Source organism: Streptomyces sp. NPDC001868, from assembly GCF_040297125.1.
Taxonomy (GTDB): domain Bacteria; phylum Actinomycetota; class Actinomycetes; order Streptomycetales; family Streptomycetaceae; genus Streptomyces.
This window is the reverse complement of sequence record NZ_JBEOYO010000025.1, coordinates 21,544-47,213: the sequence shown is the minus strand read 5'-3', so window position 1 is coordinate 47,213 and position 25,670 is coordinate 21,544. Positions and strand designations below refer to the sequence as shown.

The following is a 25,670-nucleotide window of genomic DNA, read 5'->3' as shown; positions in this document are numbered from 1 at the left end:
CTGTTAGGAAAGTTTCCTGTCGGATGCCAGGACGATAGGACTAGACCAGGTGAGCGTCAATATCCGGCCAACAAAAACCGCCCCCGGGCAACGGAGTCGTTACCTGGGGGCGGTGCCCGCAATGCGGGAGAGACGTTGCCTCGGGAGAGGCGTTACCTCATGTCACTTCACGTCGACGAAGTCCGCCGCGGACGTCACGGCCGCGGTGGTGGTCGTACCCGCGAACCTGTACCGGTAGGAGCCGTCCTTCGACGCCTTCACGGTGGTGGACAGGGCGCCGGCCGTGCCGGAGGTCACCGTCTTCACGTCCGTGTAGGCGGTGGCGCCCTTGGCCTTGAACTGGAGGGTCGCCTTCTGGCCCTTGTAGCCCGCGTACTTGCCGGTGTTCCAGTCCGCGCGGGTCAGCGTGCCCTTGACGGTCAGGCTCTTGCCCTTGACCGCCGGCTCGGGGGTGGCGTTGACGGTGGCCTTGGCGAGCCGCTGGAGCTTGGCGGTGCCGAGGTTGCCCCAGATGTCGCTCCCGAGGTGCATGCCGATGTGGTCGTCGGAGTCGTCGCTGTCCTCGGCCACCTCGAAGTAGACGGCGGCGGCCTTCCAGGTGGTGGCGTCCGCGCCCTCGAAGAGGTACATCCGGGGATCGACGGTGAGCTTCGTCGAGCAGGACTCGGTCACCGTGGTGTCGGTCGTCGCCGTGGTGGTGCAGGAGGGCTTCTTGGAGGAGCCCTCGATGGCGTTGTCGGGCTCCGCGAGCCGGCCCCGGTAGAGGGCGACGCCCAGGGCGTTGTTCGTGTAGTCGATCTTGAAGTCGGCCGGCCGGGTGTAGCTGAACGTGACCGGCACGGTCACGGCGGCCCTGGTGCCGACCACGATCGGCTTGCCGTTGTTGACCGTGATGGCGCCGAAGGTCAGGTCCGGCGAGTCGGCCAGCGCGGCGGGCGCGGCCAGACCGGTGAGAGCCAGGGCGCCGGACACGGCGGCACCTATGGCGAGCTTGCGCATGAGTCCCCACATTCGAAGCGGGCCCCTGGGCGTTGCGCTCCAGAACAAGGGCCCACCGTTGGGGTGACACTAGGCGATCACATGTGCGAGGGGAACGCGGGGTACCTGTGAAGACGGTAACGAATCCGCAGGTCAACCGGATGTGGATGTTCCGGGTGCCCCTCCGAGGGGCACCCGGGCATGCAAAAACCCGGACCGTCAGGCGGAGATGCCGTCGATCCGGGCCAACGCGTCGTCCGCGCCGAACGGCTGCAGGTAGGGCAGCCAGCGCGGGTCCCTATGCCCGGTGCCGATGATGCGCCAGGCCAGCCCGGTGGGTGGAGCGGGTTTGTGACGGAGCCGCCAGCCGATCTCGACGAGATGGCGGTCGGCCTTGACATGGTTGCAGCGGCGGCACGACGCGACGACGTTGTCCCAGACGTGTTTGCCCCCGCGACTGCGCGGGATGACGTGGTCGACGCTGGTTGCGACGCCACCGCAGTACATGCACCGGCCCCCGTCACGGGCGAACAGCGCCCGACGGGTCAGAGGAACGGGCCCCCGATAGGGAACCCGGACGAATCGCTTGAGCCGGACCACGCTGGGTGCGGGGACTGTGACGGTCGCGCTGTGCAGATAGGCGCCGGATTCTTCCAGGGAGACCGCCTTGTTCTCCAGGACGAGGACGAGCGCGCGGCGGAGCGGTACGACACCGAGCGGCTCGTACGACGCGTTGAGGACCAGGACGTGCGGCACGGATGCCTCCTTGTACGCCGGCGGCGCGTGGCTCGCGCCGTGGACGATCCGTAGTCAGTCTCCCCTCATGCCTGGTGGAAGCGCCACCATGTCCCGGTAACGGGCTGGGAGTGTTTTCGACCACACGTTGATTCATCCCCCGCTGCGTGCGCCCTTCACTCCCTGGTGAGCGCCCTGTCTCCCTCGAACATGGCGGCGACCTCCACACAATGCCCCGTTAGTGTGGTGGGCCTGCCCGTCCGGTGACCTTTCCGTGACCCGACGGATCTTGACCGCCGTACCGGAGGGCAGATATCGCATCTGGAGGTACCCGCCGTGTCGTCCGTTTCTTCCCTGCCCCTCCTACTGGCCGCCGCCGCGCCGTCGCCGTCCCCCTCGGAGACGTCGACGACACCGGCCGTGCCGTCGCTGGAGGACGCCCAGGAGAGCGCGACCAACGCCGCCAGCTGGGTGGAGGAGAACTGGTCCACATGGCTGGCCATCGGTCTCCGCGTCCTGCTGATCGTGGTGATAGCGGCGGTGCTGAGAGTGTTCGTCCGGCGGGCGATCACCAAGCTCATAGACCGGATGAACCGCTCCGTCCCGGGCGTGGAGGGCGGCACCCTCGGCGGGCTGCTGGTCAACGTCGAGCGCCGCCGCCAGCGCTCCCAGGCCATCGGCTCGGTCCTGCGTTCGGTGGCGTCCTTCCTCATCCTGGGCACCGCCGCCCTGATGGTCCTCGCCACCTTCGAGATCAATCTCGCCCCGCTGCTGGCCTCCGCCGGTGTCGCGGGTGTCGCCATCGGTTTCGGCGCCCGGAACCTGGTCACGGACTTCCTCTCCGGCGTCTTCATGATCCTGGAGGACCAGTACGGCGTCGGCGACACCGTCGACGCGGGCGTCGCCTCCGGCGAGGTCATCGAGGTCGGCCTGCGCGTCACCAAGCTGCGGGGCGACAACGGCGAGATCTGGTACGTCCGCAACGGCGAGGTCAAGCGCATCGGCAACCTCTCCCAGGGCTGGGCCACGGCCGGCGTCGACGTCACCGTCCGTTACGACGAGGACCTCGACAAGGTCCGCCGCACCCTCCTGGAGGTCGGCGAGGCGATGAGCAAGGAGGACCCCTGGAACGAGCTCCTCTGGGGCCCCATCGAGGTCCTCGGCCTCGACGACGTGCTCCTGGACTCGATGGTCGTCCGTGTCACCGCCAAGACCATGCCCGGCAAGGCCCTCACCGTCGAGCGCGAGCTGCGCTGGCGCATCAAGAAGGCCTTCGACGCCGCCGACATCCCCATCGTCGGCGGGGCCCCTGCCCTCGCGGCCGACAACCCGGACGCCGACCCGACGGCCGGCATGGCACCCCCGTCGGCCTACGCGTCCAGCACGTCCCCGCAGTCGGAACGGGCCACGCCGATCGCGCCGTCGGGTGTGCCGAAGTAGCGCGACGAAACAGCGCACCGAAGCAGCCCGCAGGCGCGCACCCCGAGGCCCAGGAACACCCCCGTGTCTCCTGGGCCGCGGGGCCCGGCGGTCGTGGGGCCACGGGCCCGCGACCGTTACGCGTACCGCAGCTCCGCGGGCCGGACCGTCCGCCGCAGCAGCGGCAGCGATGTGGCCGCCGCCAGCAGACAGGCGCCGTACACCGCGACGGGCACCAGCAGCGCCCCGAACGGCAGGACCGAGGTGTCGCCCATGACCGTGCTGTAGGTGAAGGCGATGGCCGAGCCCCCGGCCCCGGCCACCAGCACCGACGGCGCCAGCGGCAGGGCGGTCTCCAGGAGCAGGGCCCGGCCCAGCACCTCGTACGGCACCCCCGCGGCGACCTGCGCGGCCAGCCCCCGGCGACGGGTGGCGAGCGACTCGGCGGTGCCGACGGCCAGCGCGAACAGGGTGACGGCGAAGCCGACGAGGATGGCGGCGGCGGTGAAGTTCAGACCGGTGATGTAGAAGTCGTCCTTCTCGGCCAGGTGCTCCGGACCGTTGATCACCGCGAGCAGCGCCTGCCGTACGCCGATGTAACCGCTGCCGACCACGGCCCCCATGATGACGGCCGCGTGGGTGCGGGCCGCCGCCCACGGGTCGTCGCGCAGCCGCTCGGCGGCGATCAGGACCGCCGGGCTCTGGGCCCGCGCGGCGAGCAGTCGCCCGGTGAGCTTCGAGACCGCGCCGGACAGCAGCACCGCGCCCGCCCCCACCGCGAGCAGCGCGCCGCAGAAGGTGAGCGGAGCCTGGCCGGACGCGTAGTCGGGCATGTCCCGAGTGGTGTTGGCGACGGCCAGGAGCGCCACGAGCATCAGCAGCGCCACCGCCCCCAGGAACACCCACGCCGGCCCCCGGCCCGTGCCCGGCGTCACCCGGCGCACCCAGCCCAGCGGTGAGGCCACCACGCGGCGCAGCGCCAGCACGCTCGTCACCGCGCCCAGCACCGGCACGCCCAGCGCCACCAGCGCGATCACGATCCAGGCCACCGCGGTGGGACGCTGCCACTCGCTCAGCAGGAACACCACGAAGGCGACCGCCGTGACCAGCGAGCCGGCCAGACAGGCGAGCCCCGTCTCCAGCGCCGCGATCCTGCGCACCTGGCCCGCCGACGCGCCGGCCAGCCGCAGCCCGGCCAGGCGCCGGTCCCGGTGGACGGCGCCGACCCGGGTGCACTGGCCGAGGAACCCGAGCACCGGGACCAGCAGGAGCAGCAGGGTGACGATCACCCCGGAGCGTTGACCGGGGCTGTCCAGCAGACCGGCGGCCATGTCCACCTGGTAGCGGCCCGACAGCGAGGCCAGTACGCCCGCCGCCAGGCCGAACGCCGTCGCCAGGGCGGCCCCGAGCCCCGTCAGCGCGATCCGCCACCACTCCCGCCGGTCGGAGCCCCGGGTCAGCAGGAGGGCGAGGCGGAGATCGTTGGTCAGCGTCCTCACCGGGACACCTCCAGCGTGGCGTCGGCCCCGGACACCACGACCCCGTCCTTGAGCATGACCTCGCGGTCCGCGTACGCCGCGGTCTGCGCGTCGTGCGTGATCAGCAGCACCGCCGTACCGGACTCCCGGGCCGCGTGCGTCAGCGCCGCCATCACCTGCTCGCTCGCCAGCGAGTCCAGCGCCCCGGTCGGCTCGTCCGCGAACACCGCCTTCGGCGCGGTCACCAGCGCCCGCGCCAGCGACACCCGCTGCGCCTGGCCGCCGCTCATCTCACCGGGCCGCTGCTCCTCCTGCCCCCGTACGCCGAACCGCTCCAGCCACTCACCGGCCCGCTCCCGGGCCTCCTTGCGGGCCATGCCGGCGAGCAGCAGCGGCAGCGCGACATTGTCGACGGCCGTCAGCTCGGGTATCAGCTGTCCGAACTGGAAGACGATCCCGAAGTCCGTGCGGCGCAGCTCGCTCAGCTCCTTCTCGGGCAGCTGGTCGAGCCGCTTCCCTGCGTACGACACCGAGCCCTCGTCCGGCCGGACGATCCCCGCGAGACAGTGCAGCAACGTGGACTTGCCGCTGCCGCTGGGCCCCGTGACGGCGAGGATCTCCCCCTCCCGCAGCTCCACCGAGGCGCCGCGCAGCGCCCACGTCCTGCCGTGCTCCTTGACGAGCCCTCGGGCCGCGAGCAGCGGCAGGGAGCCGGCGTTCGTGTTGTTCATACTGCGTCGACCTCCGCGGTCAGGGTGGTCAGCCGGGCCGCGGTGGTGTTCATCCAGCGGAGATCGGCGTCGAGGTGGTTGAGGGCGTAGTCCGCCGCGAGCACGGTCGCCAGATCGGCTCCCGGCGTGGTCTTCACGGCCGTCAGCTCCCGCATCCGGGTCATGTGCGCGGTGCGCTGCGCCCGCAGGTAGGCGGCCGGGTCGCCGCCGGCGAGGATGGAGACGACGAGCTTGGCGAAGATCTCGTTCGTCACGAACGGCGCGGGTGGCGTGATCTCCCCGGCCCACTTGGCCAGTTCGCTCGCCCCCTCGTCCGTCGAGCGGTACATCGTCCGCTCCGGACCGCTGTCCGCCTCGGTGCCGTCGACCTCGGCGAGCCCGTCGCGGACCAGCCGCTGCAGGGTCGTGTAGACCTGCCCGTAGGCCAGCGGGCGGGCCTGCGGGAAGCGTTCGTCGTGCCGTCGCTTGAGGTCGTAGCCATGGCTCGGCCCACCGGCGAGCAGCCCCAACAGGATGTGACGGGTGCTCATGCCCTCAGTATGCACTGAGTATATGTACTGAGTGAATAGAGAGCGCGGGACAGCTTTGGAACCTTCCGTGAAGCCACCCTCGGAGCCGCCTTCGGAGCCGCCGTCGAATCGGCCTTCGAATCGGCCTTCGAAACGGCCGTCCCGCCGTGGACACAGGAGTGAGCAACACCACGATGTCCGCCCACTCACGTCTGCCACGGCGCCCACGGGGTAGGGCTGGAGTACCCCGGACCCGCACCCCATCGCCGTACGACGACAAGGAGGCCCCCGTGGCCGCACCGGCTCACCTTCCGACCCCGGCCCGCTCCAAACGCACCGCGGAGCCCTACGAGCTCCACGAACCCGCCTACTGCGTCTTCAGCGCCGAGGGCCCCTGCGCCGACGTCCCCCTCACCAGCGAGCCCCCGCTCCCCGACGCCGAACCCCTCACCAGCGAGCCGCCCCTCACCGACGCGGCCCCTCTGACCAGCGAACCCACGTCCCACGGCGCCGCAGCGGGGGTCTAGATGCACGAAGATCCAGGGGGTACGAGCCCGATGCCGGGCACCCCGCTGGCCCGGCTCGCCGCACTGCACGGCGTCGCCACCTCCTACAGCCCCTCCCCGGACCGTACGGTCGCGGCCTCGGACGGCGCGGTCGTGGCCGCCCTCGCCGCGCTGGACGTCGACGCGAGCACCCCCGAGGCCGTGACCGCCGCCCTCACGGCACGTGAACGGCAGCTGAGCGAACGGCTGTTGCCGCCGACCGTGGTCCACTGGGCCGACGGCGAGCCCCCCGCCGCGCTGGCCGCCCTGCCGGACGGCACCCGGCTGCGCGTCGAGACCGAACAGGGCGAACTCCGCGCCGGCGTCGAGCAACTCCCTCCGGGCGTGCACGCCCTGCGCGCCACCGCCCCCGACGGCCGCACCGCCGAGGCCCACCTCGTCGTGGCCCCGGCCCGGCTCCCCGCCCCGCCCGGCCGCACCTACGGCCTCCTCGTCCAGCTCTACTCCCTCCTCTCGCGCCGCAGCTGGGGCATGGGCGACCTCGGTGACCTCGCCGAACTCACCGCCTGGGCGGGCCGCGCCCTCGGCGCCGGATTCGTCCAGGTCAACCCGCTGCACGCGTCGGTCCCCGGCGCCCCCACCGACCCCTCCCCGTACCGCCCGTCCTCCCGCCGCTACCCCGACCCGGTCCATCTGCGCGTCGAGGACATCCAGGAGTACGCGTACGCCTCCTCGTCCCCCGACGACCGCGACCGCCTGGGCGCCCTGCTGGAACGGTCCGCGCGCCTGCGGGAGTCCGTCCTGGCCAAGGGCGAGCTGATCGACCGGGACGCGGTGTGGGACCTCAAGCGCGAGGCCCTGGAGCTGGTGCGTGCCGTGCCGCTCGGCCCCGGGCGACGGGCCGCGTACTGGGACTACCTCGCCGAGGAGGGCGAGGCGCTGGAGGACCACGCCACCTGGTGCGCGCTCGCCGAGGTCTACGGCTCCGACTGGCGGCGCTGGCCGACGGGCCTGCGCGACCCCCGCTCCGCCGCGACGGCCCGCGCCCGGGGCGAGCTGATGGACCGCGTCGACTTCCACACCCGCCTGGCCTGGCTGACCGACGCCCAGCTCGGCACCGCGCAGCGCTCCGCACGCGACGCGGGCATGCCGATCGGCCTGGTGCACGACCTGGCGGTCGGCGTCCACCCCGACGGGGCCGACGCCTGGGCGCAACAGGAGTACTTCGCGGCCGGCATGTCGATCGGGGCGCCCCCCGACGCCTTCAACTCCCGGGGCCAGGACTGGGGCCTGCCGCCCTGGCGCCCCGACCGCCTCGCCGAGTCCGGATACGCCCCCTACCGCCGCCTCCTGCGCGCCCTCCTGCGCCACGCGGGCGCCCTCCGCATCGACCACGTCATGGGTCTGTTCCGCCTCTGGTGGGTCCCGCAGGGGCAGGCCCCGACGGAGGGCACGTACGTCCGCTACGACGCCGACGCCATGCTCGCGATCCTGGTCCTGGAGGCGTCCCGGGCGGGCGCCCTGGTGATCGGTGAGGACCTGGGGACCGTCGAACCCGGCGTCCGTGAGGCCCTCGACGCGCGCGGTGTGCTGGGCACGTCCGTCCTCTGGTTCGAGCGCGACTGGGAGGGCACGGGCCGCCCCCTCCCGCCCGAACGCTGGCGCGCGAACTGTCTCGCCACCGCCACCACCCACGACCTGCCGCCGACCGCCTCCCGGCTGACCTGCGACCACGTCGACCTCCGGCACGGGCTGGGGCTGCTCACCCGCTCCCTGGAGGAGGAGCGGGCCGAGGCCGCGGCCGACGCGGGGGAGTGGCTGGCCCTGCTCGCCCGGCTGGGGCTGCTGAACGGGGCCGGCGGGGGGATCTCCACCACCTCCGAGGAGGACCGGATCCAGGCCCTCCACCGCTTTCTGCTCCGCACGCCGGCGCGGATGGTCGGCCTGTGGCTTCCCGACGCGCTCGGTGACCGGCGGCCGCAGAACCTTCCCGGCACGTGGGATCAGTATCCGAACTGGCGCCTGCCGATCGCCGACGCGGCGGGGCGCCCGGCGACGCTGGAGGACTTGGCGGCGTCACCTCGGCTGCATGCGCTGGTGGATGTGCTTCGGGGCGCGTGAGGGGGGGGTGCGGTTCGTTGGCGGGTGCGGGTGGGTTGTGGCTGGTCGCGCAGTTCCCCGCGCCCCTGAAAAGCAGGGGCTGCGCCCCGTGCTTTTCCAACCCGCAGCCCCGTCGCTTTTCAGGCCGGCGGGGCCTTGGTCTTTCAGGCCCGCAGGGGCCTGAATCTTGAGGGGCGCGGGGAACTGCGCGAGAAGCCCCACCGGGCCCGCGCTCGCCGACGAACCGCGCCCCCGAGCTATTAGGCGCCCCCGGTCGCGCGCAGCTCACCCACGTTCGTTACCTTTAGCGCGTGGACAAGAAGAACGCCCTGCGCGCCGGCGCCCTGGCTGCCGGTACGACGCTGATGATGCTGCTCATGTCGTCCCCCGCGCTCGCGGTGACGCCCGACGACGGCGACGACCCGGGCCCCGGCCTCAGCGTGATCGAGACGCTCGGCCTCTTCGTCGTGGCACCGCTCGCGCTGTTCGCGGTGATCGCCGGCCTGGTGATGGTCCTGGACAGGTCGACGGACCGTCAGCCGAAGGCCAGGGCCAAGGCGAAGGCCTGACGGCCCCGGCCGCCCCACCCTTCCCGACGCTTTCCGACGAGGGCACCCTCCGCACACCAGTGCGGAGGGTGCCCTCGACGCGTCCTCATGACCCCGTTCCCACCACCAGCATCCTCAGCAGGCCGGCCAGTTGGCCGGCCTGTTCGTCGTTCAGATGGGAGAGCGCCTCGGTCTGGACGGCGAGCCCCGCGACGAGGGCGTCGTCGATCAGGCGCAGGCCCTCGTCGGTGAGGGTGACCTGGAGGCCCCGGCGGTCGTGCGGGTCGGGGGAGCGCCGCAGGAGGTTCGCGCGTTCGAGCTTGTCGAGGCGGCCGGTCATACCGCCGGTGGTGAGCATCAGGGTGGCGGAGAGCTGACGGGGAGAGAGGGTGTACGGCTCGCCGGACCGCCGCAGGGTCGCGAGCACGTCGAACTCGCCGCGCGAGACACCGAACCGCGCGTACGTCTTCTCCATCCGGTCGCCGAGCGCCCGTGAGAGCCGGTTGACGCGGCCGAACACCTCCATCGCGGTGGTGTCGAGGTCGGGCCGTGCGACCGCCCACTGCTCGATGATCGCGTCGACGGGGTCGCGGAGGGGCTGGTCGGGCTCGGGGCGCGCGTTCATACGCCGAGTATCGGACGCCGATGGGTCGGCCGCAAGAAAGTGGCTTGACGGAAAGTTGCTTAGCGCTAAGCTAATTACAAGCAAGCTAATGAATCACGCTGATCGAGCAGACCCTCCCGCCGCGAAGGACGCGTCCCATGACCGCGCACACCGCGCCCGCCCCGAACACCGCGAACACCATGCACACAGCGAGCCGTCTCTCCCTCATAGCCCTGACCGCGATCGCCCCCATCTCCTGGGGCACCACCTACGCCGTCACGACGGAGTTCCTGCCGGCCGACCGCCCCCTGTTCACGGGCCTGGTGCGCGCGCTCCCGGCGGGGCTGCTGCTTCTGGCGATCTCGCGCAGGCTGCCGCGCGGGGTCTGGTGGTGGAAGGCCGCGGCGCTGGGCGCGCTGAACATCGGCGCCTTCTTCCCGCTCCTCTTCCTCTCCGCGTACCGGCTGCCGGGCGGTATGGCGGCGGTGGTCGGCTCGGTCGGCCCGCTGTTCGTCGCGGGCCTGGCGACCGTGCTGCTGGGGGAGCGGCCGACCGTACGCACCCTGCTCACCGGAATCGCCGCGGCCCTCGGCGTCAGCCTGGTCGTCCTGAAGGCGGCGGGCGCGCTGGACCCGGTCGGCCTGTTCGCGGCGCTCGCCTCCACCGCCTCCATGTCCACCGGCACGGTCCTCACCAAGCGCTGGGGCCGCCCGGCCGGTGTCGGCCCGCTCGCCCTCGCCGGATGGCAACTGACCGCGGGCGGCCTCCTGATCGCCCCGCTCGCCCTCCTCGTCGAGGGCGCACCCCCGCCCCTGGACACCCGAGCGATCGGCGGCTACCTCTACCTCGCCCTCGCCAACACGGCCGTCTCCTACTGGCTCTGGATCCGAGGTATCGGCCGCCTCTCCGCCACCCAGGTCACCTTCCTCGGCCCCCTCTCCCCCCTCACGGCGGCGATCGTCGGCTGGGCGGCCCTCGGCCAGGCCCTCACCCCCCTCCAACTCCTCGGCATGACCATCGCCTTCGGCGCGACGATCCTGGGCCAGCTCCGGCCGCGCCCGACCGGGCCGACGCCCGGCCGGCTAGCACTGCACGACGAGCCGCGCCCCGCCGAAGCGGTGGGCGGTGAGGTCCTCGGGCCTGATGAACCAGTACAGCGTGCCCGCGCCACCCCATGACAGCTCCCCGGCACCGTCACCGGCCCCGTCGAACTGGGCCAGCAGCACCCACCGTTCGGCTTCGCGGTCGAGGAGCGGATCGCCCCAGGGGAGGCCCTCACCGAGCTCCGCTCCCGCGATCTCGTACTCCACCGGCCCCTGGACGGGGAGGGCGTGGCCGCCTATCTGATGGCCGACCCGGGTACGCAGGCGTCCGAAGGCCCGGTGGAACGGTCGGAGTTCACTGGGGATCCGGCGGGGGTGCGGCCACAGCTCGCCCTCCCCGAGCAGGGCTTGCCTGGCCCGGGGCAGCCACAGATCGGGCGCGCTCTCTTCCGGGGGCGCGGTGAGGTCCGTGCGCGGGGACGGCGTCAACTCCTGGGGTGCGGCCACCGGGAAGGTCGGAGTGCCGGCCGGGACGTACAACACGTGGGCCCCGCCTCGCCCCTCGAAGGAGGAGCCGACGGACGAGTCGACGGACGAGTCGACGGAGAAGTCGACGGCGAAGAAGAGCAGCGTCCCGTCGGGAGGGAACCCCTCCCCCAGCCCCTCGCGCGGAAGCGCCGCGCACCGCACCGACGCGACGAAGGACAGGGGGCCGTGCCCCGGATGCTCGGGCCAGTCGGCCCCGGCCGGCAGCTCCGGCTCCCCGCCGAGCGTGGCCGCGACCGGCTCGCCCTCCGCCGCCCGGCGGAGCCTGGCGCACGGGCGTACCAGGGCGGTCCAGCGCTCGGCGAGTTCGGCGGGGAGCAGATCGACGGCAAGCCGGGAGTAGAGGTCTCGGACATACGGGGCGTGTCGGTCGTCGGTCATACCGGACATGATCAGGCCTGCCACTGACAACGACGGGGGCGCCCGGTGATGTCACCGGGCGCCCCCGTCGTCGTACCACCGCTCCCGGCTACGCCGAGGTCGCCGCCGCGTCCGCGGCCTGTGCCTTGAGGGCGCGTTCCACGCCCGAGCGGGACTCCGAGACCAGGCGGCGGAGGGCCGCGTTGGGCTCGGCGGTCGCCAGCCAGGTGTCCGTCTTGTGCAGGGTCTCGGCCGAGACCTGGACCGTCGGGTAGAGGCCGATCGCGATCTGCTGGGCGATCTCGTGGGAACGGGCCTCCCAGATGCCCTTGACCACCTCGAAGTACTTGTCGGTGTACGGGGCGAGGAGGTCACGCTGGCCGGTCTGGACGAAACCGCCGATGACCGCTTCCTGAAGGGCGTTGGGCAGCTTGTCCGACTCGATGACCTGGGACCAGGCCTCCGCCTTGGCCTCGGCGGTCGGGCGGGAGGCACGGGCCGTGGCCGCGTGCCGCTCACCGGCGGCCGTCTTGTCCCGCTCGTACTCGCCGGCGATCTCCGCCTCGTCGTAACGGCCCACCGCCGCGAGCCGCTGGACGAAGGACCAGCGCAGCTCGGTGTCGACGGCCAGGCCCTCGATCGTCTGCGTGCCCTCCAGCAGGGCCTCCAGGAGGTCCAGCTGCTCGGGGGTGCGGGCGGTCGCGGCGAACGCGCGCGCCCAGGCCAGCTGGTGGTCGGAGGCGGCCTCCGCCGCGCGCAGATGCGCGAGCGTGGCGTCCGTCCAGCGGGTCAGCAGCGCCTCACGGGCCGTCGGGTCGGCGTACAGCTCGATCGCCAGCTTCACCTGGCGGTGCAGGGACTGCACGACACCGATGTCCGACTCCTTGCCGATGCCCGACAGGACGAGGGACAGGTAGTCGCGGGTCGCGAGCTCCGCGTCACGCGTCATGTCCCAGGCCGAGGCCCAGCACAGCGCGCGGGGGAGGGAGGCCTCGAAGTCGCCGAGGTGCTCGGTGACGAACGCGAGGGACTGCTCGTCCAGGCGGACCTTCGCGTACGACAGGTCGTCGTCGTTGAGGAGGACCACGGCCGGGCGGCGCCTGCCCACCAGCTGCGGTACGGCGGTCAGTTCGCCGTCGACGTCCAGCTCGATCCGCTCGTCACGGACCAGCTTGCCGCCGGCCTCGTCCAGCTCGTACAGGCCGACCGCGATGCGGTGCGGACGGAGCGTCGGCTCGCCCTTCGCGCCCGTGGGCAGCGCCGGGGCCTCCTGACGGATCGCGAAGGCCGTGATGACGCCCTCCCCGTCCGTCTCGATCTCCGGGCGCAGGACGTTGATGCCCGCGGTCTCCAGCCACGCCTTCGACCACGACTTCAGATCGCGGCCCGAGGTCTCCTCCAGGGAGCCCAGCAGATCGGACAGACGCGTGTTGCCGTACGCGTGCGCCTTGAAGTACGCCTGCACGCCCCGGAAGAACTCGTCCTGGCCGACGTACGCGACGAGCTGCTTCAACACGCTCGCCCCCTTCGCGTACGTGATGCCGTCGAAGTTGACGAGCACGTCGTCCAGGTCGTTGATCTCCGCCATGATCGGGTGCGTGGACGGCAGCTGGTCCTGCCGGTACGCCCAGGTCTTCATGGAGTTGGCGAACGTGGTCCAGGAGTGCGGCCACCGGGAACCGGGCGCGTCGGCCTGGCAGGCGATGGACGTGTAGGTGGCGAACGACTCGTTCAGCCACAGGTCGTTCCACCACTCCATCGTCACCAGGTCGCCGAACCACATGTGGGCCAGCTCGTGGAGGATGGTCTCGGCCCGGACCTCGTACGCGGCGTCCGTCACCTTCGAGCGGAACACGTACTGGTCGCGGATGGTCACCGCGCCCGCGTTCTCCATCGCGCCCGCGTTGAACTCCGGTACGAACAGCTGGTCGTACTTCTTGAACGGGTACGCGTAGTCGAACTTCTCCTGGAACCAGTCGAAGCCCTGCCGGGTGACCTCGAAGATCGCGTCGGAGTCCAGGTGTTCGGCGAGGGAGGGCCTGCAGTAGATGCCGAGCGGCACGCTCTGCCCGTCCTTCTCGTACACGCTGTGCACGGAGTGGTACGGGCCGACGATGAGCGCCGTGATGTACGTCGAGATCCGGGGCGTCGGCTCGAAGACCCAGACGTCGTCCTTGGGCTCCGGCGTCGGCGAGTTGGAGATGACGGTCCAGCCGGTCGGCGCCTTCACGGTGAACTGGAAGGTGGCCTTCAGGTCCGGCTGCTCGAAGCTCGCGAAGACGCGACGGGCGTCCGGGACCTCGAACTGGGTGTACAGATACGCCTGGTCGTCGACCGGGTCGACGAACCGGTGCAGGCCCTCACCGGTGTTGGTGTACGCGGCGTCGGCGACGACCCGCAGGATGTTGCGGCCCTCCAGCAGGCCGGGCAGCGAGATCCGGGAGTCCTTGAAGACCTCCGCCGGGTCCAGCGCGTCGCCGTTGAGGGTCACCTCGTGGACGGCCGGGGCCACCAGGTCGATGAAGGACGCGGCGCCGTTCTCCGCGACGTCGAAGCGCACCGTGGTCACGGACCGGTAGGTGCCGCCCTCCTGCGCGCCGGAGAGGTCGAGATCGATCTCGTACGAGTCGACGCTGAGCAGCGCCGCCCGCTGCTGAGCCTCGTCGCGGGTCAGGTTTGTGCCAGGCACGCGGTCATCTCCTCGGTATGTGTGGGTTGCGCCATCCTTCCACGGGACCGGCGGGGAACGCGATGTCCGTTTCCCGCCGGTGACCAGGCCGTGCGCGCGCGAGCCTGGGGCACATGACCACGCTCACGACAACCACGTACATCCCGCGCCCCATCGACCCGCAGGCGCTGACGGAACTCCGCTCGGCCGACGACTCGGGGCGCTCGCGCGAGCCGTTCACGGACGACGAGGGCGGCGCGCCGCTGCGCTGTTGTCTGCGGCACGGTGAACCCGGGGAGCGGATCGTCCTGGTGTCCTACGCGCCCCTCCGGCGCTGGGCGGCGCGGGCGGGCGCCGATCCGGGGGCGTACGACGAGCAGGGGCCCGTCTTCGTCCATGCCGAGACGTGCCCGGGTCCGGTCGGTGACGGTCACCCGTTCGGCAACGCCCACCGGACGGTTCGCCGCTACTCCGCCGACGGACGCATTCTCGGCGGACGGCTGGTCGAGGAGCCCGAGGGACCCGAGGGCTTCGACGCCGCCTTCGCCGAGGCCTTCGCGGACCCCGACGTCGCGCTCGTGCATGTCCGGGCCGTCGAGTACGGCTGTTTCCTGTACGAGGTGCGACGGCCGTGACGCCGACGGGGCGGCCACCCCTCGCGGAGTGACCGCCCCGTCCGTCCGTACCCCGTGCCTACTTCTCGCTCAGCTCCGCCGCCACCAGCTCCGCGATCTGCACCGCGTTCAGCGCGGCGCCCTTGCGGAGGTTGTCGTTGGAGACGAAGAGGGCGAGGCCGTTGTCCACGGTCTCGTCGGCGCGGATGCGGCCGACGAAGGAGGGGTCCTGGCCGGCGGCCTGGAGGGGGGTCGGGATGTCGGAGAGGGCGACACCCGGGGCGCCGGCCAGCAGCTCCGTTGCGCGCTCCACCGAGATCGGACGCGCGAAGCGGGCGTTGACCTGGAGGGAGTGGCCGGAGAAGACCGGGACGCGGACACAGGTGCCGGAGACCTTGAGCCCGGGGATCTCCAGGATCTTGCGGGACTCGTGGCGGAGCTTCTGCTCCTCGTCCGTCTCGTGCAGGCCGTCGTCGACGATCGAACCGGCGAGCGGGATCACGTTGAAGGCGATGGGCCGCTTGTAGACGCCGGGCTCGGGGAAGTCGACCGCCGAGCCGTCGTGCGTCAGCTTGTCCGCGTCGCCCCCGACCTTCTGGACCTGGCCGTGCAGCTCCGCGACGCCCGCGAGACCGGAGCCGGAGACCGCCTGGTAGGTGGCGACGACCAGCGCTTCGAGGCCCGCCTCGTCGTGCAGCGGACGCAGGACCGGCATCGCGGCCATCGTCGTGCAGTTCGGGTTGGCGATGATGCCCTTGGGGCGGTCGGTGATCGCGTGCGGGTTCACCTCGGAGACCACGAGCGGTACCTCGGGGTCACGGCGCCACGCGGAGGAGTTGTCGATCACGACCGCGCCCTGGGACGCCACCTTCTCGGCCAGCGCCCGGGAGGTCGCGCCGCCCGCCGAGAACAGGACGATGTCCAGGCCGGAGTAGTCGGCGGTCGCCGCGTCCTCGACCGTCACCCCGTCGATGACCGAACCGGCCGAGCGCGCGGACGCGAACAGGCGCAGCTCGCGCGTCGGGAAGTCTCGGTCCTTGAGGATCCTGCGCATGACCGTGCCGACCTGACCGGTGGCTCCGACGATTCCGACCCTCACGGCGACTCCCTTTACGTGGCTTGTGTGTGTCTGCGGCATGGCCGAGGCGTTTCCATCATGCGGTCAGGCCGGGTCCGCCTGTCCAATCCTTTGACCGGAACGCCCGGACGGCGAGACGCGACCGCCCCCGGCACCGGAGCCGCTTCTTTGGCCGTCACCCCGGCTGAGCTGGAGAAATTCGTCCTGTGGCGGCCCCGTACCGCAAGCTGTGCTGCCTCGACCCTGCCCACGGCACCCGGGTGCACGCGAAGGTGTGACGTACGCCTCTGCGTGTCGCCGGGAAAGTCGTGCCGAACCCTTCGAACGTTTCGGCCCGTGTCGGCGTCGTAGGGGAAACGCGGGAGGGGAGGGGGGACTGTGCTGCGCAGAAAGGCGCGCCACGTCGAGGACGTCCAGGAGGCGGACGACCCACTGGACGAGGCCCAGGAGCGGCGGGTGCGGGCCGTGCTCGCGCTCGGCGGTGTGCCGCAGTCGGACCTGCTGGACGGGGTACAGCAGGTACGGCTGCGGCTGCTGGAGCGGGCCGCGAGCGGCCGTGAGGCACCGCGGGACGTGTCCGCGTGGGCGGCGGTGGTCGCCTCCAACCTGGCGATGGACTGGCACCGCGCCAAGCGCCGCCAGGAGCGCCTCGGCGAGCGCCTGGCCTCACTGCGCCAGCCGGTCGCGCACCCCTCCGGCGAGGAATCCAGCGTGCTCTCGCTCGCCGTCGCCCGAGGCCTGGACGAGCTGCCCGACGCCCTGCGCCAGGTCCTCGTCCTGCGCTTCTACGCCGACCTGCCGGTCCGCGGGATCGCCGACGAGCTCGGCATCCCCGAGGGCACGGTCAAGAGCAGGCTCCACTCGGCGGTCCGCGCTCTGCGCACCCGCCTGCACGAGGACGAGGTGGTGTGACATGACCGCCCGGGACGACAGCAGGCGCGACGCCGAGCACGAGGACATCGCGGACGGGGGCGCCGAGCACAGTGGTGCCCCGCACGGGGGCGCCGAGCGCGGGGACGGTGCGCTCGGGGACACCGAACCCAGCGGTGCCCCGCACGGGGACGGCGCGCGCGGAGGTGGTGCGCATGGGGACGGCGCGCGTAGTAGCGCCGAGCGCGAGGACGCCGCGCGTAGTGGCGCCGAGCATGGGGACGGCGCGCATGGGGACGCCGAGCACGGCGGTGCCGGGCACCGGGACGCCGAGCACGGCGGTGCCGGTCGCGGGGACGCCGGGCGCAGTGGTGTCGTACGACGTGGGGGCGCCGGGCGTGGCGAGGCCGCGTCCGATCGTCTTCGTCTCGGTGTCGACGGCTCCGAGCGCGACGGCCTCGCCCACGGGGGCGGCCGGAACGCAGGCCCCGCCTACGACGACCACCCGCACGACGACCACCCGCACGACGACCACGCGCACGACGGTCCCACCTACGCCGGCATGGACGCGCTGATGGCCGCCCTGCTCGACGAGCCGTTGCCCGAAGAGGCTCTGCGGGATGCCGAGTTCATGGCCTCGCGGGACGCGGCGGTCGCCGATGTCGCGTTGTTGAGGGAGCAGCTGGGGCTGATCGGTGAGGCGCTGGCGGTGCCCGACGGGGACGCCGTGGCCGGGGCTCCGCCGGGGCGACCCGTGGCCGCGCGGCCGGGGGACGCGGCCGGTGCCGAGACGGATTCCGGGCACCTGCCCGGGCCCGCGCCGGCCCCCGTCGCGTCGGTGAGGCCCCTGCTGCCGCGGCCCTCCCGAGCCCGGCGCGCCCTGAGGATCACCTTCGGCACCCTCGCCGCCGCGGCGGCCGCCTCCGTGGTCCTCGGCGTGGGCTGGGTCGTCGTCCAGGCCGACGGCGGGGCGAGCGCGACGAAGTCCGACTCGGGTGCCGCCTCCGACGGGGCGGCCGACAAGGAGGTCGGCGGCGGGGGCGACGACTCCGGCTCGCTCAGCCGGGAGGGATACGTCGCCTGCTCCCGCCTCATCGTCGAGGGGACGGTCACCGAGGTCGCACCCGTGACCGGTGCCGGGCGGGACCGGATCACGGTCGACGTGGACCGCTGGATCAAGCCGGACCAGGGAGAGAAGCGGATCGTGTTCCCCATGGACCACGACGTCGACCCCCGGCTGAAGAAGGGCGACCACGTCCTCGTCGGCATCCCGCACGACAGCGCGGAGCCGGACATCTGGACCACGAAGGAGGCCGAGATCGCCCGCGACCGGGCCTGGATCGAGGAGGCGCTGCCGGACTCCGAGCGGCTGGGGTGCGACTGACCCCCTCCGGCCGAACGCCGAAGGGGCGGGTGCCCACCCGGACACCCGCCCCTCACACACGCCTCACGCGCACCTACTGGCGCACTACGGCGTGACCTTCTCGATCCGCACGCTGCCGGTGCCCGCGACCGTGCCGCGCGCGTTCACCAGCTGGACCTGGCCGAAGAACTCCCGGCCGGCCGGCGCCTCGGCGGCGGCGACGACATCACCGGAGACGGTCGTCGAGCCGCCCGTGCCGAGCTTGACGGCGGTGTCCGCGACCTTCACCTCGCCGAGGGCGGAGGAGAAGAACACGTCGCGGTAGTCGTACGCGGTCGACCCGGCCGGAACCGCGTAGCCCACGACCTCGATGGTGTACGTACCGGCGGCCGGCTTCGGGACGGAGACGGACTCCTCGGAGTCGCCGTCCGCGGAGCTGCCGACCTCGGTGCCCGCGGCGTCGTAGACGTACAGGTCCAGGTCGGCGCCCGTGTCCGCCGTGTTGCCGATGGTGACGTCCAGGGACTCGGCGCCCGCGGGCACCTCGACCGTGGTGGTCTGGGTGACACCGGTGGCGATGGTCGGCCGGTCGGTCTTGGCCGAGCCCAGCGGGCCGCCCGCCAGCTTGCCGTCGACGGGGGCGAGAGCGTTGGTCACCTTCCAGGTGGCGGCGGTCGGGGTGCCGACCTTGGCCTCGGGGACGGTGACGACCTCCGGGTCGAAGCTGGCGCCGTAGACCGCGAAGTTCAGCTTGTAGGGGTTGTCGAGCAGCGGCGACGTACGGCGCGACTCGACCTCGATCTCCCAGACACCGGGCTGCGGGTTGGCGTACGAGCGCACGTCCGGCTTGCAGCCCCCGCCGTCCTGATAGTTGCTGTAGCAGGTCAGCGAGCTGGTGCTCTCGACCGCCAGGCCGTACGGGTGGTTGGCGATGAACCGGGTCTGGCTCTTGTCCTTCAGCCCGCTGATCGCGACCTCGAGGGTCTTGGCGCCCTCGGGGACGGTGATGAAGTACGACTTGAAGGAGTTGCGCTGGACCGTGCCCGACGCCGAGTGGGTGTACTTCAGCGGCGTGGACGCGACCACCGTGTTGAGGACCTGCCGGTCGATGCCGACGGTCTTCGGGTCGTCGATCTCCAGGATCGCGCTGCTGATGCCGGAGTTCTCCGGCTTGGCGGCGATCTTCACGGTGACTGGCTTGTTCAGCGGCAGGGAGATCTCGTCGTCGCCGACGATCCGGAACGTGTCGTCCCGGTTGTTCTCCAGGTGCAGCTCGTGGCGGATGGCCTTGTCCGCGCCGGAGGTACGGGTGATGGTCACCTCGTACGTCTTCTTCTGACCGACCTTGAGGCCGCCCTCACGGTCGTAGATGCCGGTGCCGAAGCCCGGCGTCTTCAGCGCGAAGTCGATCGCCGTGTCGACGGGGGCCTTGACCGAGTACTCGTGCGCGGTCGCGCCCTTCTTGATCGACTTCCACGCGTCGACGATGTTCATCAGGCCCGCGCCCTCGGCGTACGCCTGGACGCCGCTGATGTGGTCGGCGGTCGAGTTCAGCGCGGTGCGCAGCTTCAGGGGCGTCAGGTCGATGCCCTTCTGCTTCGCGGCGCTGAGCAGCAGCGCGGAGGCGCCGGCCGCCTGCGGGGAGGCCATCGAGGTGCCGTTGAGCATCTGGTAGCCGGCCGGGAGCGTGTAGCCCGCCTCGGGGGCGATGAAGCCCGGCAGCCAGGTCTGCGCGGTGTTGACCGCGGCACCCGGCGCCACCAGGGTCGGCGTGAAGCCGCCGTCCTCACGCGGGCCGCGCGAGGAGAAGTTGAACAGCTGGTAGTCCTTGGCGACCTGCGAGCCGTAGTTGGACGCCCAGGTCTCCTTGGAGATGGACGCGCCGACCGAGATCACCTTGTCGGCCAGGCCGGGGTCGCCGATCGTGTTGGCACCCGGGCCGGAGTTGCCGGCCGAGATGACCAGCTGGACACCGTAGGTGTCGATGAGGCGCGTGTAGAGCTCGGCGCGCGCGTTGTTGCCGTCGTTCAGCGCCGGGAGGCCGCCGATGGACATGTTGACGATGTCGACGCCACGGTTGACGACGAGGTCGATCATGCCCTCGGTGAGCGCCACGTTGGTGCAGCCGGGGCCGAACTCGCAGGCGCGGGAGGAGACGATCTGCGCACCGGGCGCGGCGCCGTTCATCTTCCCGCCGAACAGGCCCTTCGCGGCGGTGATGCCGGCGACGTGGGTGCCGTGCTCGCTGGAGATGAGACCGATGTTGACGAAGTCGGCCTTCTTGCCGACCCAGTCGCCCCCGTAGGGGTCCATCGGGACGTCCTTGCGGTACTCGACGACGAACGGCTGGCGCTCGGCGACCTCGGTCGACGGGTCGTCGGTACCGAAGTAGCCGATCTGGTACCCGTCCTTGTACGGCTTCATCGGCTGGTCGTCGGTGAAGTCGAAGTTCTGGTTCACGTCGACGGTGACCGTGCCGGCCGCCGCGTCGTAGAGCACGCCCCACGCGTCGGTGGTGTCGCCGTCGCGGTTCACGTCGCCCGCCGCGTCACCGGCCGCCGTGATCGACTCACGGAAGAGGTTGACGGAGTACGAGCCCGCGGGCGCGGTCCAGGTCCGGCCGCCGTAGGTGAAGGTGGGCCCGGCGACCGAGTTCGTCATCGGGCGCCAGCTGCCGTCGCCGTCGACGATCGGGTCGGTGGACGTCACCCAGTCGACGATCTTGCGCTCGCCGGTGGAGGTCTTCTGCAGCGCGGGGTGCCCGAGGTCGACTCCGGAGTCCAGGACGCCGATGGTGATGCCCCGGCCGTCCGCCTTCGGGTTCTGCTTCACGAAGTCGACGGCGCCCGTCTCGAAGGACGGGTTGTACGGGTTCTCGGCGGGGGTGTTCTTGCCCGGCGCCGGGTACGTCTTCGCCGTCGTGGCCTGCGACTTCGTGTCCTTGGCCGAGACCGGCGACGGGTCGTCGAGGACGATCTCCTGGCGCAGGTCGATGCCCTGCACGGAGGAGAGCTTCGCGGCGGCCGAGATGGCGGAGTCGGCGCTCTTGGTCGGGACCGTGGCGCGGACGTAGCCGAGCTTGTCGTAGGTACGGCCCACGGAGCCGCCCTTGACCGCGTCCAGCTGCTCGGCGACCTGTTCGGTCTTGCCGGGCGTGGTGGCGATCATCATCGTGACGTTCTTGTCGCCGTCGGCCTTGGCCTCGGCAAGCAGATCGGCGTCGCTCGAACCGAGCTTGTCGTGCGCGGACTTGACGCCGCCGTCGGCCGGGACGGCGCTGGACGGATCGTCCGCCGAGAAGGCCATGGGTATCGGTCCGGCCGCGGAGAGCGCGGCGACGAGTCCCGCGGCCACGGCTATGCGCGCCACGCGTCTCGCACCCGGCCGGGGGCCGGGATGGGGGGTGAGGGTCATCAGCGTCCCTGTAGGTGAGGAATTCAGGTGAGAACGAGCATTGATGATCCGAGCGGCGGGTTCGGATCGGTCCGGTCCGTTATGCGGTCCCGGATGATCGCTCAGCCTTACCGAAGTGACACATGTTTGGGGAGTGTTGACCGAGGCGGAATTGTGTCATGGCGTAAACCCGCCACCGATGCTGTCGCCGCCGACCGCGCAGGAGCGGACATTTTGGCTAACGTCTGGTCATGCGCGAGGAGTTGAGGGTGGCGGCCTACGCCGTGTGCGTCCGCGAGGGACATCTGCTGCTGGCCCGCTGGGTCTCGCCCGAGGGCGACAGGAAGTGGACCCTGCCCGGCGGCGGCATGGAGCACGGCGAGGACCCGTACGACACGGTCGTCCGCGAGGCCGCCGAGGAGACCGGCTACACCGTCGACCCCACCGTCCTCCTCGGCATCGACACCAAGCGCCGCCACCACCCTCGCCGCCTCGGCACCCGCCTCGACTTCCAGGCGCTCCGCATCGTCTACGAGGCCCGCATCACCGGCGGCGACCTCCGCCCCGAAACGGACGGCTCCACGGACCTGGCCGCCTGGCACCCCCTGGAGGAGATCCCGACCCTGGAGCGGGTGGACCTGGTGGACGCGGCCCTACGCCTGTGGCGGGAACGCCCCGAGAACGGCCACCTGAAACCGCCGGCGCCCCACTAGGGACGCGGGGAACTGCGCGACAAGCCACGACGCACCCGCGCTCACCCAACTCTCCCCACCCCACGGCGAATAGGTGCCCTACCCCCGCAGATGAACAAGGAGTGACCGCTTCCCCTCGCTCTCGCTCACATTCGGGAACCCCCAGTGGACGCACACCGTGCCCGAAGATCCACGTACGGTGATCGGCGCCGCCCGTTGCCGCCTCGTTAACGTCCAGGCCACCCCGGCTGCCAAGCATCAAGTACGAGCGGGAAACACCATCGGCCGCAACCCGGCCGGAGGCCCCCGCGACCACTTCCGACGCGTTCGCACTCGGGGAGACCGCGCCATGTCGCGCATACGCTCAGTCGCTGCCGCCGCCACCAACCCTGACCGCCGGGCCTTCCTCGCCGCCACCGGCGCGGTCGGCCTCGCCGCGGGGGCCGGCTTCGCCCTGCGGCCGGAGGCCGACGCCCACGCGGCAGCCTCCGCCGCCGACCGGGCCGCGGCCACCGAGGTCCCCCTCGCCAACCTCTCCAACAGAGAGGCCCCGGCCGCGCCCCTCGCGCCCTACACCCGGGGCACGACCCTCTCCTCGGTCGCCGCCCCCCGCAACTCCTCCGGCTACCGCCGTCTCGGCGCCGGCCCGGCCTGGGCGCGGGTCGTCCGCGGTGACCTGGCGACCCCCAAGTCCGGCCGGGAGAAGCGCCGTACGGCACTGGCGTCGTTCGTGCAGTTCACCGACCTGCACGTCGTGGACGTCCAGCACCCGCTGCGCTACGAGTACCTGCGCGCCCAGACCGCCAGCGCCTGGCGCCCGCAGGAGGCGCTGTCCGTGGCCGGCGCGGTCTCGCTCGTCGAGCGGGTGAACGCGCTGCGTGGCGCCCCGGTGACCGGCTCCCCGCTCCACTTCGTCATGACGACCGGCGACAACACCGACAACAACTCCAAGACGGAACTGGACTGGTTCCTGAAGGTGATGAGCGGTGGCCGCGTCACCCCCAACTCCGGTGACCCGCGCCGCTACGAGGGCGTCCAGAACAGCGGCCTCAAGCTCTACTGGCAGCCGGACGCCGCCCTCCGCGACGCCGACAAGCAGCTCGGCTTCCCGCACCTGAACGGCTTCCTGGCCGCCGCCATCCGCGAGGTCAACAGCCCCGGCCTGAACGTCCCCTGGTACTCCACGGTCGGCAACCACGACTCCCTCCCCGGCGGCTGCTACGCCCCCGGCGACTCCTACTTCGCCGACTTCGCGGTCGGCGGTAAGAAGCTGATGACGCTGGACGAGAAGGTCGGGAAGGCCATCTGGGACAACGTCAAGAGCGGCGGCGACCCCCGGGGCGCCGAGTGGAAGGCCATCCTCAAGGCCCAGGCGAAGAAGATGCGCTCGGTCACCCCGGACGAGAACCGCGCCCCCTTCACCCCGCAGGAGTACCTGAAGGCCCACCTGGACCCGGCCCACACGGGCCCCGGCCCGGTCGGTCACGGCTACTCGAAGGCCAACCTGGACGCCCGCACCCAGTACTACGCCTTCCGTATCGCCGACGACGTCATCGGTATCAGCCTCGACTCCACCGACCCCGGCGGCCACTACGAGGGCTCGCTCGGCACGGCCCAGCTCAAGTGGCTGGACCGTACGCTGAAGGAGGCGGCCAAGGACGGTTCGTACGCGGTCGTCTTCAGCCACCACACCAGCAAGTCGATGCGGAACCTCCGCAAGGACCCCGCCCGCCCCACCGAGGCCCGCCACGGCGGCGACGAGGTGCTGTCCCTGCTCGGCCGCCACCGGAACGTGCTGGCCTGGGTGAACGGCCACAGCCACCGCAACCGCATCACCCCGCACTCGTCGTCGGGCGGCGGCTCGTTCTGGGAGATCTCGACCGCCTCCCACATCGACTTCCCCCAACTCGCCCGGGTCATCGAGCTGGTGGACAACAAGGACGGCACGATCTCCCTCTTCACCACTCTGATCGAATCCGCCGCCCCGCACGCCACGAACTTCACGGACCTCTCGCAGACCGGCCTCGCCGCCCTGTACCGCGAGCTCTCCTACAACGCCCCCGGCCGCCGCGACACACTCACCGGCACCCCCGGCGACCGCAACACGGAACTCGTCCTTCGAAAGGGCTGAAAACAGCTCAACTGCCGTACACCGCTCAACCCTGGCGCGTACCGCCGGTGTCCCCTTCCCCGACCGGCCGTTCTCGGAGTCGCCGAGAATGTCGGGCGAAGGGGGAGACCGACATGTCAGCACGCACGACCCGCACGATCCGCCCGACCCGTACCGCTCTGCTGGCGGCGACCGCCGTGGCCGCCGCGGTGGCGCTGGCCGCCCCGGCGGTGGCGGCCGTACCGGCCGGGGCCCCGGCGAGAGACGACCATCGCGCCACCCAGAAGGCTATGGACGCCAATGTGCGGGACGGTGTCATCGGCATCGCCGCCCAGGCCAAGGACGAACACGGCGTCTGGAAGGCGACCTCGGGCGTCGGCGACCTGAGGACGGGCGCACCGCGCTCCGCCCGCGACCACTTCCGCGTCGGCAGCATCACCAAGACCTTCGTCTCCACCGTGCTGCTGCAACTGGAGGCGGAGGGCCGGCTGTCGCTGGACGACAAGGTGGAGAAGTGGCTGCCGGGCGTGGTGCGCGGCAAGGGTCACGACGGCCGCGAGGTGACACTCCGCCAGCTCCTCAACCACACCAGCGGAATCGCCGAGTACACCTCGGACGAGCGGTTCGTGAAGGACGTCTTCCTCGCCGACGGCTTCCACAAGAACCGCTACCGCACCTGGAGCCCGCGCGAACTGGTCGGCATCGCCATGAAGCACGAACCCGCCTTCGCCCCGGGCACCGACTGGAGCTACTCCAACACCAACTACGTGCTCGCCGGCCTGGTGATTGAGAAGGCCACCGGCAACTCGTACGCCCACGAGATCCGCGCCCGCGTCATCAAGCCCCTCGGCCTGACCGACACCAGGGTCCCCGGCACCGACCCCACCCTCCCGAAGCCGCACAGCCGCGCCTACTCCAAGCTCGCGGAGACCACGGACGGCAGGACGTACGACGTCACGGAGTTCAACCCCTCGGCGGCCGGCGCGGCGGGCGCGATGGTCTCCGACCCCGACGACCTCAACCGCTTCTACTCGGCCCTCCTGCGCGGCAAGCTCCTCCCGAAGAAGCAGCTCGCGGAGATGAAGGACGTCATCCCCCTCGACGGCGAACGCGGCGGCTACGGCCTCGGCCTCATCACCTACGAGCTCTCCTGCGGCGTCCGGCTCTGGGGCCACAGCGGCGGCATCCACGGCTCCTCCTCCGAGACCGCCACCACCGCCGACGGCCGCCACACCTTCACCTACAACTTCAACAGCGACTGGAACGGCGACAGCCTGCCGATCATGGAAGCGGAGTTCTGCGCGAAGTAGGCAGAACCGGCCGCG

21 protein-coding genes are annotated in these 25,670 nt (G+C 71.6%); 11 read left to right on the top strand and 10 right to left on the bottom strand.

Going from position 1 to position 25,670, the window contains the following annotated elements; all coding sequences use genetic code 11:
• Positions 1 to 162 precede the first annotated feature (162 nt).
• Entirely contained in the window at positions 163 to 999 is an 837-nt protein-coding gene (locus ABT147_RS26760) for a hypothetical protein (RefSeq protein WP_351410540.1), read from the bottom strand.
• Between the two features lie 198 nt (positions 1,000 to 1,197).
• Complete coding sequence (locus ABT147_RS26755; RefSeq protein WP_086753161.1) at positions 1,198 to 1,734, bottom strand: HNH endonuclease; 537 nt, start codon at positions 1,732 to 1,734, stop codon at positions 1,198 to 1,200.
• A 315-nt stretch (positions 1,735 to 2,049) separates the two neighbouring features.
• On the opposite strand from ABT147_RS26755, the gene ABT147_RS26750 reads away from it, so the two are divergent.
• A complete protein-coding gene (locus tag ABT147_RS26750) occupies positions 2,050 to 3,153 on the top strand; it encodes a mechanosensitive ion channel family protein (protein WP_351410538.1) in 1,104 nt (367 codons plus the stop codon).
• 116 nt (positions 3,154 to 3,269) lie between these two features.
• Here ABT147_RS26750 and ABT147_RS26745 read toward each other — a convergent pair whose 3' ends face one another.
• The 3 genes from ABT147_RS26745 to ABT147_RS26735 are packed head-to-tail and all read right to left on the bottom strand — an operon-like array spanning position 3,270 to position 5,871.
• Positions 3,270 to 4,631: an ABC transporter permease gene (locus ABT147_RS26745; protein WP_351410536.1), complete on the bottom strand. Its 1,362-nt coding sequence runs from the start codon at positions 4,629 to 4,631 to the stop codon at positions 3,270 to 3,272.
• Positions 4,628 to 5,341, bottom strand: coding sequence for an ABC transporter ATP-binding protein (locus ABT147_RS26740; RefSeq protein ID WP_351410535.1), 714 nt, complete (start codon positions 5,339 to 5,341; stop codon positions 4,628 to 4,630). Before ABT147_RS26740 ends, ABT147_RS26745 begins: the two co-directional genes overlap by 4 nt.
• Positions 5,338 to 5,871, bottom strand: coding sequence for a PadR family transcriptional regulator (locus ABT147_RS26735; protein WP_351410533.1), 534 nt, complete (start codon positions 5,869 to 5,871; stop codon positions 5,338 to 5,340). The genes ABT147_RS26740 and ABT147_RS26735 overlap by 4 nt, the downstream gene beginning before the upstream one ends.
• Positions 5,872 to 6,140: 269 nt before the next feature.
• Between ABT147_RS26735 and ABT147_RS26730 the strand changes: the two genes are divergently transcribed.
• The 3 genes from ABT147_RS26730 (at position 6,141) to ABT147_RS26720 (ending at position 9,025) form a co-directional block, all read left to right on the top strand.
• Positions 6,141 to 6,377 (top strand): hypothetical protein, encoded by a 237-nt coding sequence (locus tag ABT147_RS26730; protein ID WP_351410531.1) that lies wholly within the window; start codon positions 6,141 to 6,143, stop codon positions 6,375 to 6,377.
• Positions 6,378 to 6,407: 30 nt separating this feature from the next.
• Positions 6,408 to 8,477 carry a 4-alpha-glucanotransferase gene (gene malQ / locus ABT147_RS26725; protein ID WP_351410529.1) on the top strand — a complete coding sequence of 690 codons (2,070 nt, stop codon included), beginning with the start codon at positions 6,408 to 6,410 and terminating at the stop codon, positions 8,475 to 8,477.
• Positions 8,478 to 8,767: 290 nt separating this feature from the next.
• The gene (locus ABT147_RS26720) at positions 8,768 to 9,025 is read left to right on the top strand and encodes a hypothetical protein (protein ID WP_351410527.1); all 258 of its coding nucleotides are present in this window, start codon (positions 8,768 to 8,770) and stop codon (positions 9,023 to 9,025) included.
• An 85-nt stretch (positions 9,026 to 9,110) separates the two neighbouring features.
• On the opposite strand, the gene ABT147_RS26715 is transcribed toward ABT147_RS26720, so the two are convergent.
• Positions 9,111 to 9,629: a MarR family winged helix-turn-helix transcriptional regulator gene (locus ABT147_RS26715; protein ID WP_351410525.1), complete on the bottom strand. Its 519-nt coding sequence runs from the start codon at positions 9,627 to 9,629 to the stop codon at positions 9,111 to 9,113.
• 137 nt (positions 9,630 to 9,766) lie between these two features.
• Here ABT147_RS26715 and ABT147_RS26710 point away from each other — a divergent pair, with 137 nt between their 5' ends.
• The gene (locus ABT147_RS26710; protein WP_351410523.1) at positions 9,767 to 10,786 is read left to right on the top strand and encodes an EamA family transporter; all 1,020 of its coding nucleotides are present in this window, start codon (positions 9,767 to 9,769) and stop codon (positions 10,784 to 10,786) included.
• Here the strand turns inward: ABT147_RS26710 and ABT147_RS26705 are convergent.
• Both ABT147_RS26705 and pepN read right to left on the bottom strand, forming a co-directional pair.
• Positions 10,691 to 11,578: a DUF1963 domain-containing protein gene (locus tag ABT147_RS26705; RefSeq protein WP_351410521.1), complete on the bottom strand. Its 888-nt coding sequence runs from the start codon at positions 11,576 to 11,578 to the stop codon at positions 10,691 to 10,693. The two genes, ABT147_RS26710 and ABT147_RS26705, sit on opposite strands and share 96 nt — an antisense overlap.
• An 88-nt stretch (positions 11,579 to 11,666) precedes the next feature.
• On the bottom strand, positions 11,667 to 14,246 hold the full coding sequence (gene pepN, locus ABT147_RS26700) for an aminopeptidase N (protein ID WP_351410519.1): 2,580 nt from the start codon (positions 14,244 to 14,246) through the stop codon (positions 11,667 to 11,669).
• A 113-nt stretch (positions 14,247 to 14,359) separates the two neighbouring features.
• Between pepN and ABT147_RS26695 the strand changes: the two genes are divergently transcribed.
• Positions 14,360 to 14,860 carry a DUF1203 domain-containing protein gene (locus ABT147_RS26695; protein WP_351410517.1) on the top strand — a complete coding sequence of 167 codons (501 nt, stop codon included), beginning with the start codon at positions 14,360 to 14,362 and terminating at the stop codon, positions 14,858 to 14,860.
• A gap of 58 nt (positions 14,861 to 14,918) precedes the next feature.
• Here ABT147_RS26695 and ABT147_RS26690 read toward each other — a convergent pair whose 3' ends face one another.
• Entirely contained in the window at positions 14,919 to 15,938 is a 1,020-nt protein-coding gene (locus ABT147_RS26690; RefSeq protein WP_351410515.1) for an aspartate-semialdehyde dehydrogenase, read from the bottom strand.
• Between the two features lie 357 nt (positions 15,939 to 16,295).
• On the opposite strand from ABT147_RS26690, the gene ABT147_RS26685 reads away from it, so the two are divergent.
• Both ABT147_RS26685 and ABT147_RS26680 read left to right on the top strand, forming a co-directional pair.
• The gene (locus tag ABT147_RS26685) at positions 16,296 to 16,829 is read left to right on the top strand and encodes a sigma-70 family RNA polymerase sigma factor (RefSeq protein ID WP_351410513.1); all 534 of its coding nucleotides are present in this window, start codon (positions 16,296 to 16,298) and stop codon (positions 16,827 to 16,829) included.
• A gap of 1 nt (position 16,830) precedes the next feature.
• Positions 16,831 to 18,171: a hypothetical protein gene (locus tag ABT147_RS26680; protein ID WP_351410511.1), complete on the top strand. Its 1,341-nt coding sequence runs from the start codon at positions 16,831 to 16,833 to the stop codon at positions 18,169 to 18,171.
• An 84-nt stretch (positions 18,172 to 18,255) separates the two neighbouring features.
• Here the strand turns inward: ABT147_RS26680 and ABT147_RS26675 are convergent, their stop codons facing one another.
• Positions 18,256 to 21,564 (bottom strand): S8 family serine peptidase, encoded by a 3,309-nt coding sequence (locus ABT147_RS26675; RefSeq protein WP_351410509.1) that lies wholly within the window; start codon positions 21,562 to 21,564, stop codon positions 18,256 to 18,258.
• Positions 21,565 to 21,794: 230 nt separating this feature from the next.
• Here ABT147_RS26675 and ABT147_RS26670 point away from each other — a divergent pair, with 230 nt between their 5' ends.
• The 3 genes from ABT147_RS26670 to ABT147_RS26660 all read left to right on the top strand — a co-directional run bounded on the left by ABT147_RS26670 (position 21,795) and on the right by ABT147_RS26660 (position 25,655).
• Positions 21,795 to 22,256, top strand: coding sequence for an NUDIX hydrolase (locus ABT147_RS26670; RefSeq protein WP_351410507.1), 462 nt, complete (start codon positions 21,795 to 21,797; stop codon positions 22,254 to 22,256).
• 328 nt (positions 22,257 to 22,584) lie between these two features.
• The gene (locus ABT147_RS26665) at positions 22,585 to 24,366 is read left to right on the top strand and encodes a TIGR03767 family metallophosphoesterase (protein ID WP_351410505.1); all 1,782 of its coding nucleotides are present in this window, start codon (positions 22,585 to 22,587) and stop codon (positions 24,364 to 24,366) included.
• 113 nt (positions 24,367 to 24,479) lie between these two features.
• Entirely contained in the window at positions 24,480 to 25,655 is a 1,176-nt protein-coding gene (locus ABT147_RS26660) for a serine hydrolase domain-containing protein (RefSeq protein ID WP_351410503.1), read from the top strand.
• Positions 25,656 to 25,670: the final 15 nt, after the last annotated feature.

Excerpts from the sequence above, each read along its gene's own strand:
- ABT147_RS26710 (WP_351410523.1), top strand. The coding sequence starts at position 9,767 with ATGACCGCGCACACCGCGCCCGCCCCGAACACCGCGAACACCATGCAC.
- ABT147_RS26665 (WP_351410505.1), top strand. The coding sequence starts at position 22,585 with ATGTCGCGCATACGCTCAGTCGCTGCCGCCGCCACCAACCCTGACCGC.
- malQ (WP_351410529.1), top strand. The coding sequence starts at position 6,408 with ATGCCGGGCACCCCGCTGGCCCGGCTCGCCGCACTGCACGGCGTCGCC.
- ABT147_RS26670 (WP_351410507.1), top strand. The coding sequence starts at position 21,795 with ATGCGCGAGGAGTTGAGGGTGGCGGCCTACGCCGTGTGCGTCCGCGAG.
- ABT147_RS26660 (WP_351410503.1), top strand. The coding sequence starts at position 24,480 with ATGTCAGCACGCACGACCCGCACGATCCGCCCGACCCGTACCGCTCTG.
- ABT147_RS26675 (WP_351410509.1), bottom strand. The coding sequence starts at position 21,564 with ATGACCCTCACCCCCCATCCCGGCCCCCGGCCGGGTGCGAGACGCGTG.
- ABT147_RS26715 (WP_351410525.1), bottom strand. The coding sequence starts at position 9,629 with ATGAACGCGCGCCCCGAGCCCGACCAGCCCCTCCGCGACCCCGTCGAC.
- ABT147_RS26680 (WP_351410511.1), top strand. The coding sequence starts at position 16,831 with ATGACCGCCCGGGACGACAGCAGGCGCGACGCCGAGCACGAGGACATC.
- ABT147_RS26735 (WP_351410533.1), bottom strand. The coding sequence starts at position 5,871 with ATGAGCACCCGTCACATCCTGTTGGGGCTGCTCGCCGGTGGGCCGAGC.
- ABT147_RS26760 (WP_351410540.1), bottom strand. The coding sequence starts at position 999 with ATGCGCAAGCTCGCCATAGGTGCCGCCGTGTCCGGCGCCCTGGCTCTC.
- ABT147_RS26740 (WP_351410535.1), bottom strand. The coding sequence starts at position 5,341 with ATGAACAACACGAACGCCGGCTCCCTGCCGCTGCTCGCGGCCCGAGGG.
- ABT147_RS26705 (WP_351410521.1), bottom strand. The coding sequence starts at position 11,578 with ATGACCGACGACCGACACGCCCCGTATGTCCGAGACCTCTACTCCCGG.
- ABT147_RS26695 (WP_351410517.1), top strand. The coding sequence starts at position 14,360 with ATGACCACGCTCACGACAACCACGTACATCCCGCGCCCCATCGACCCG.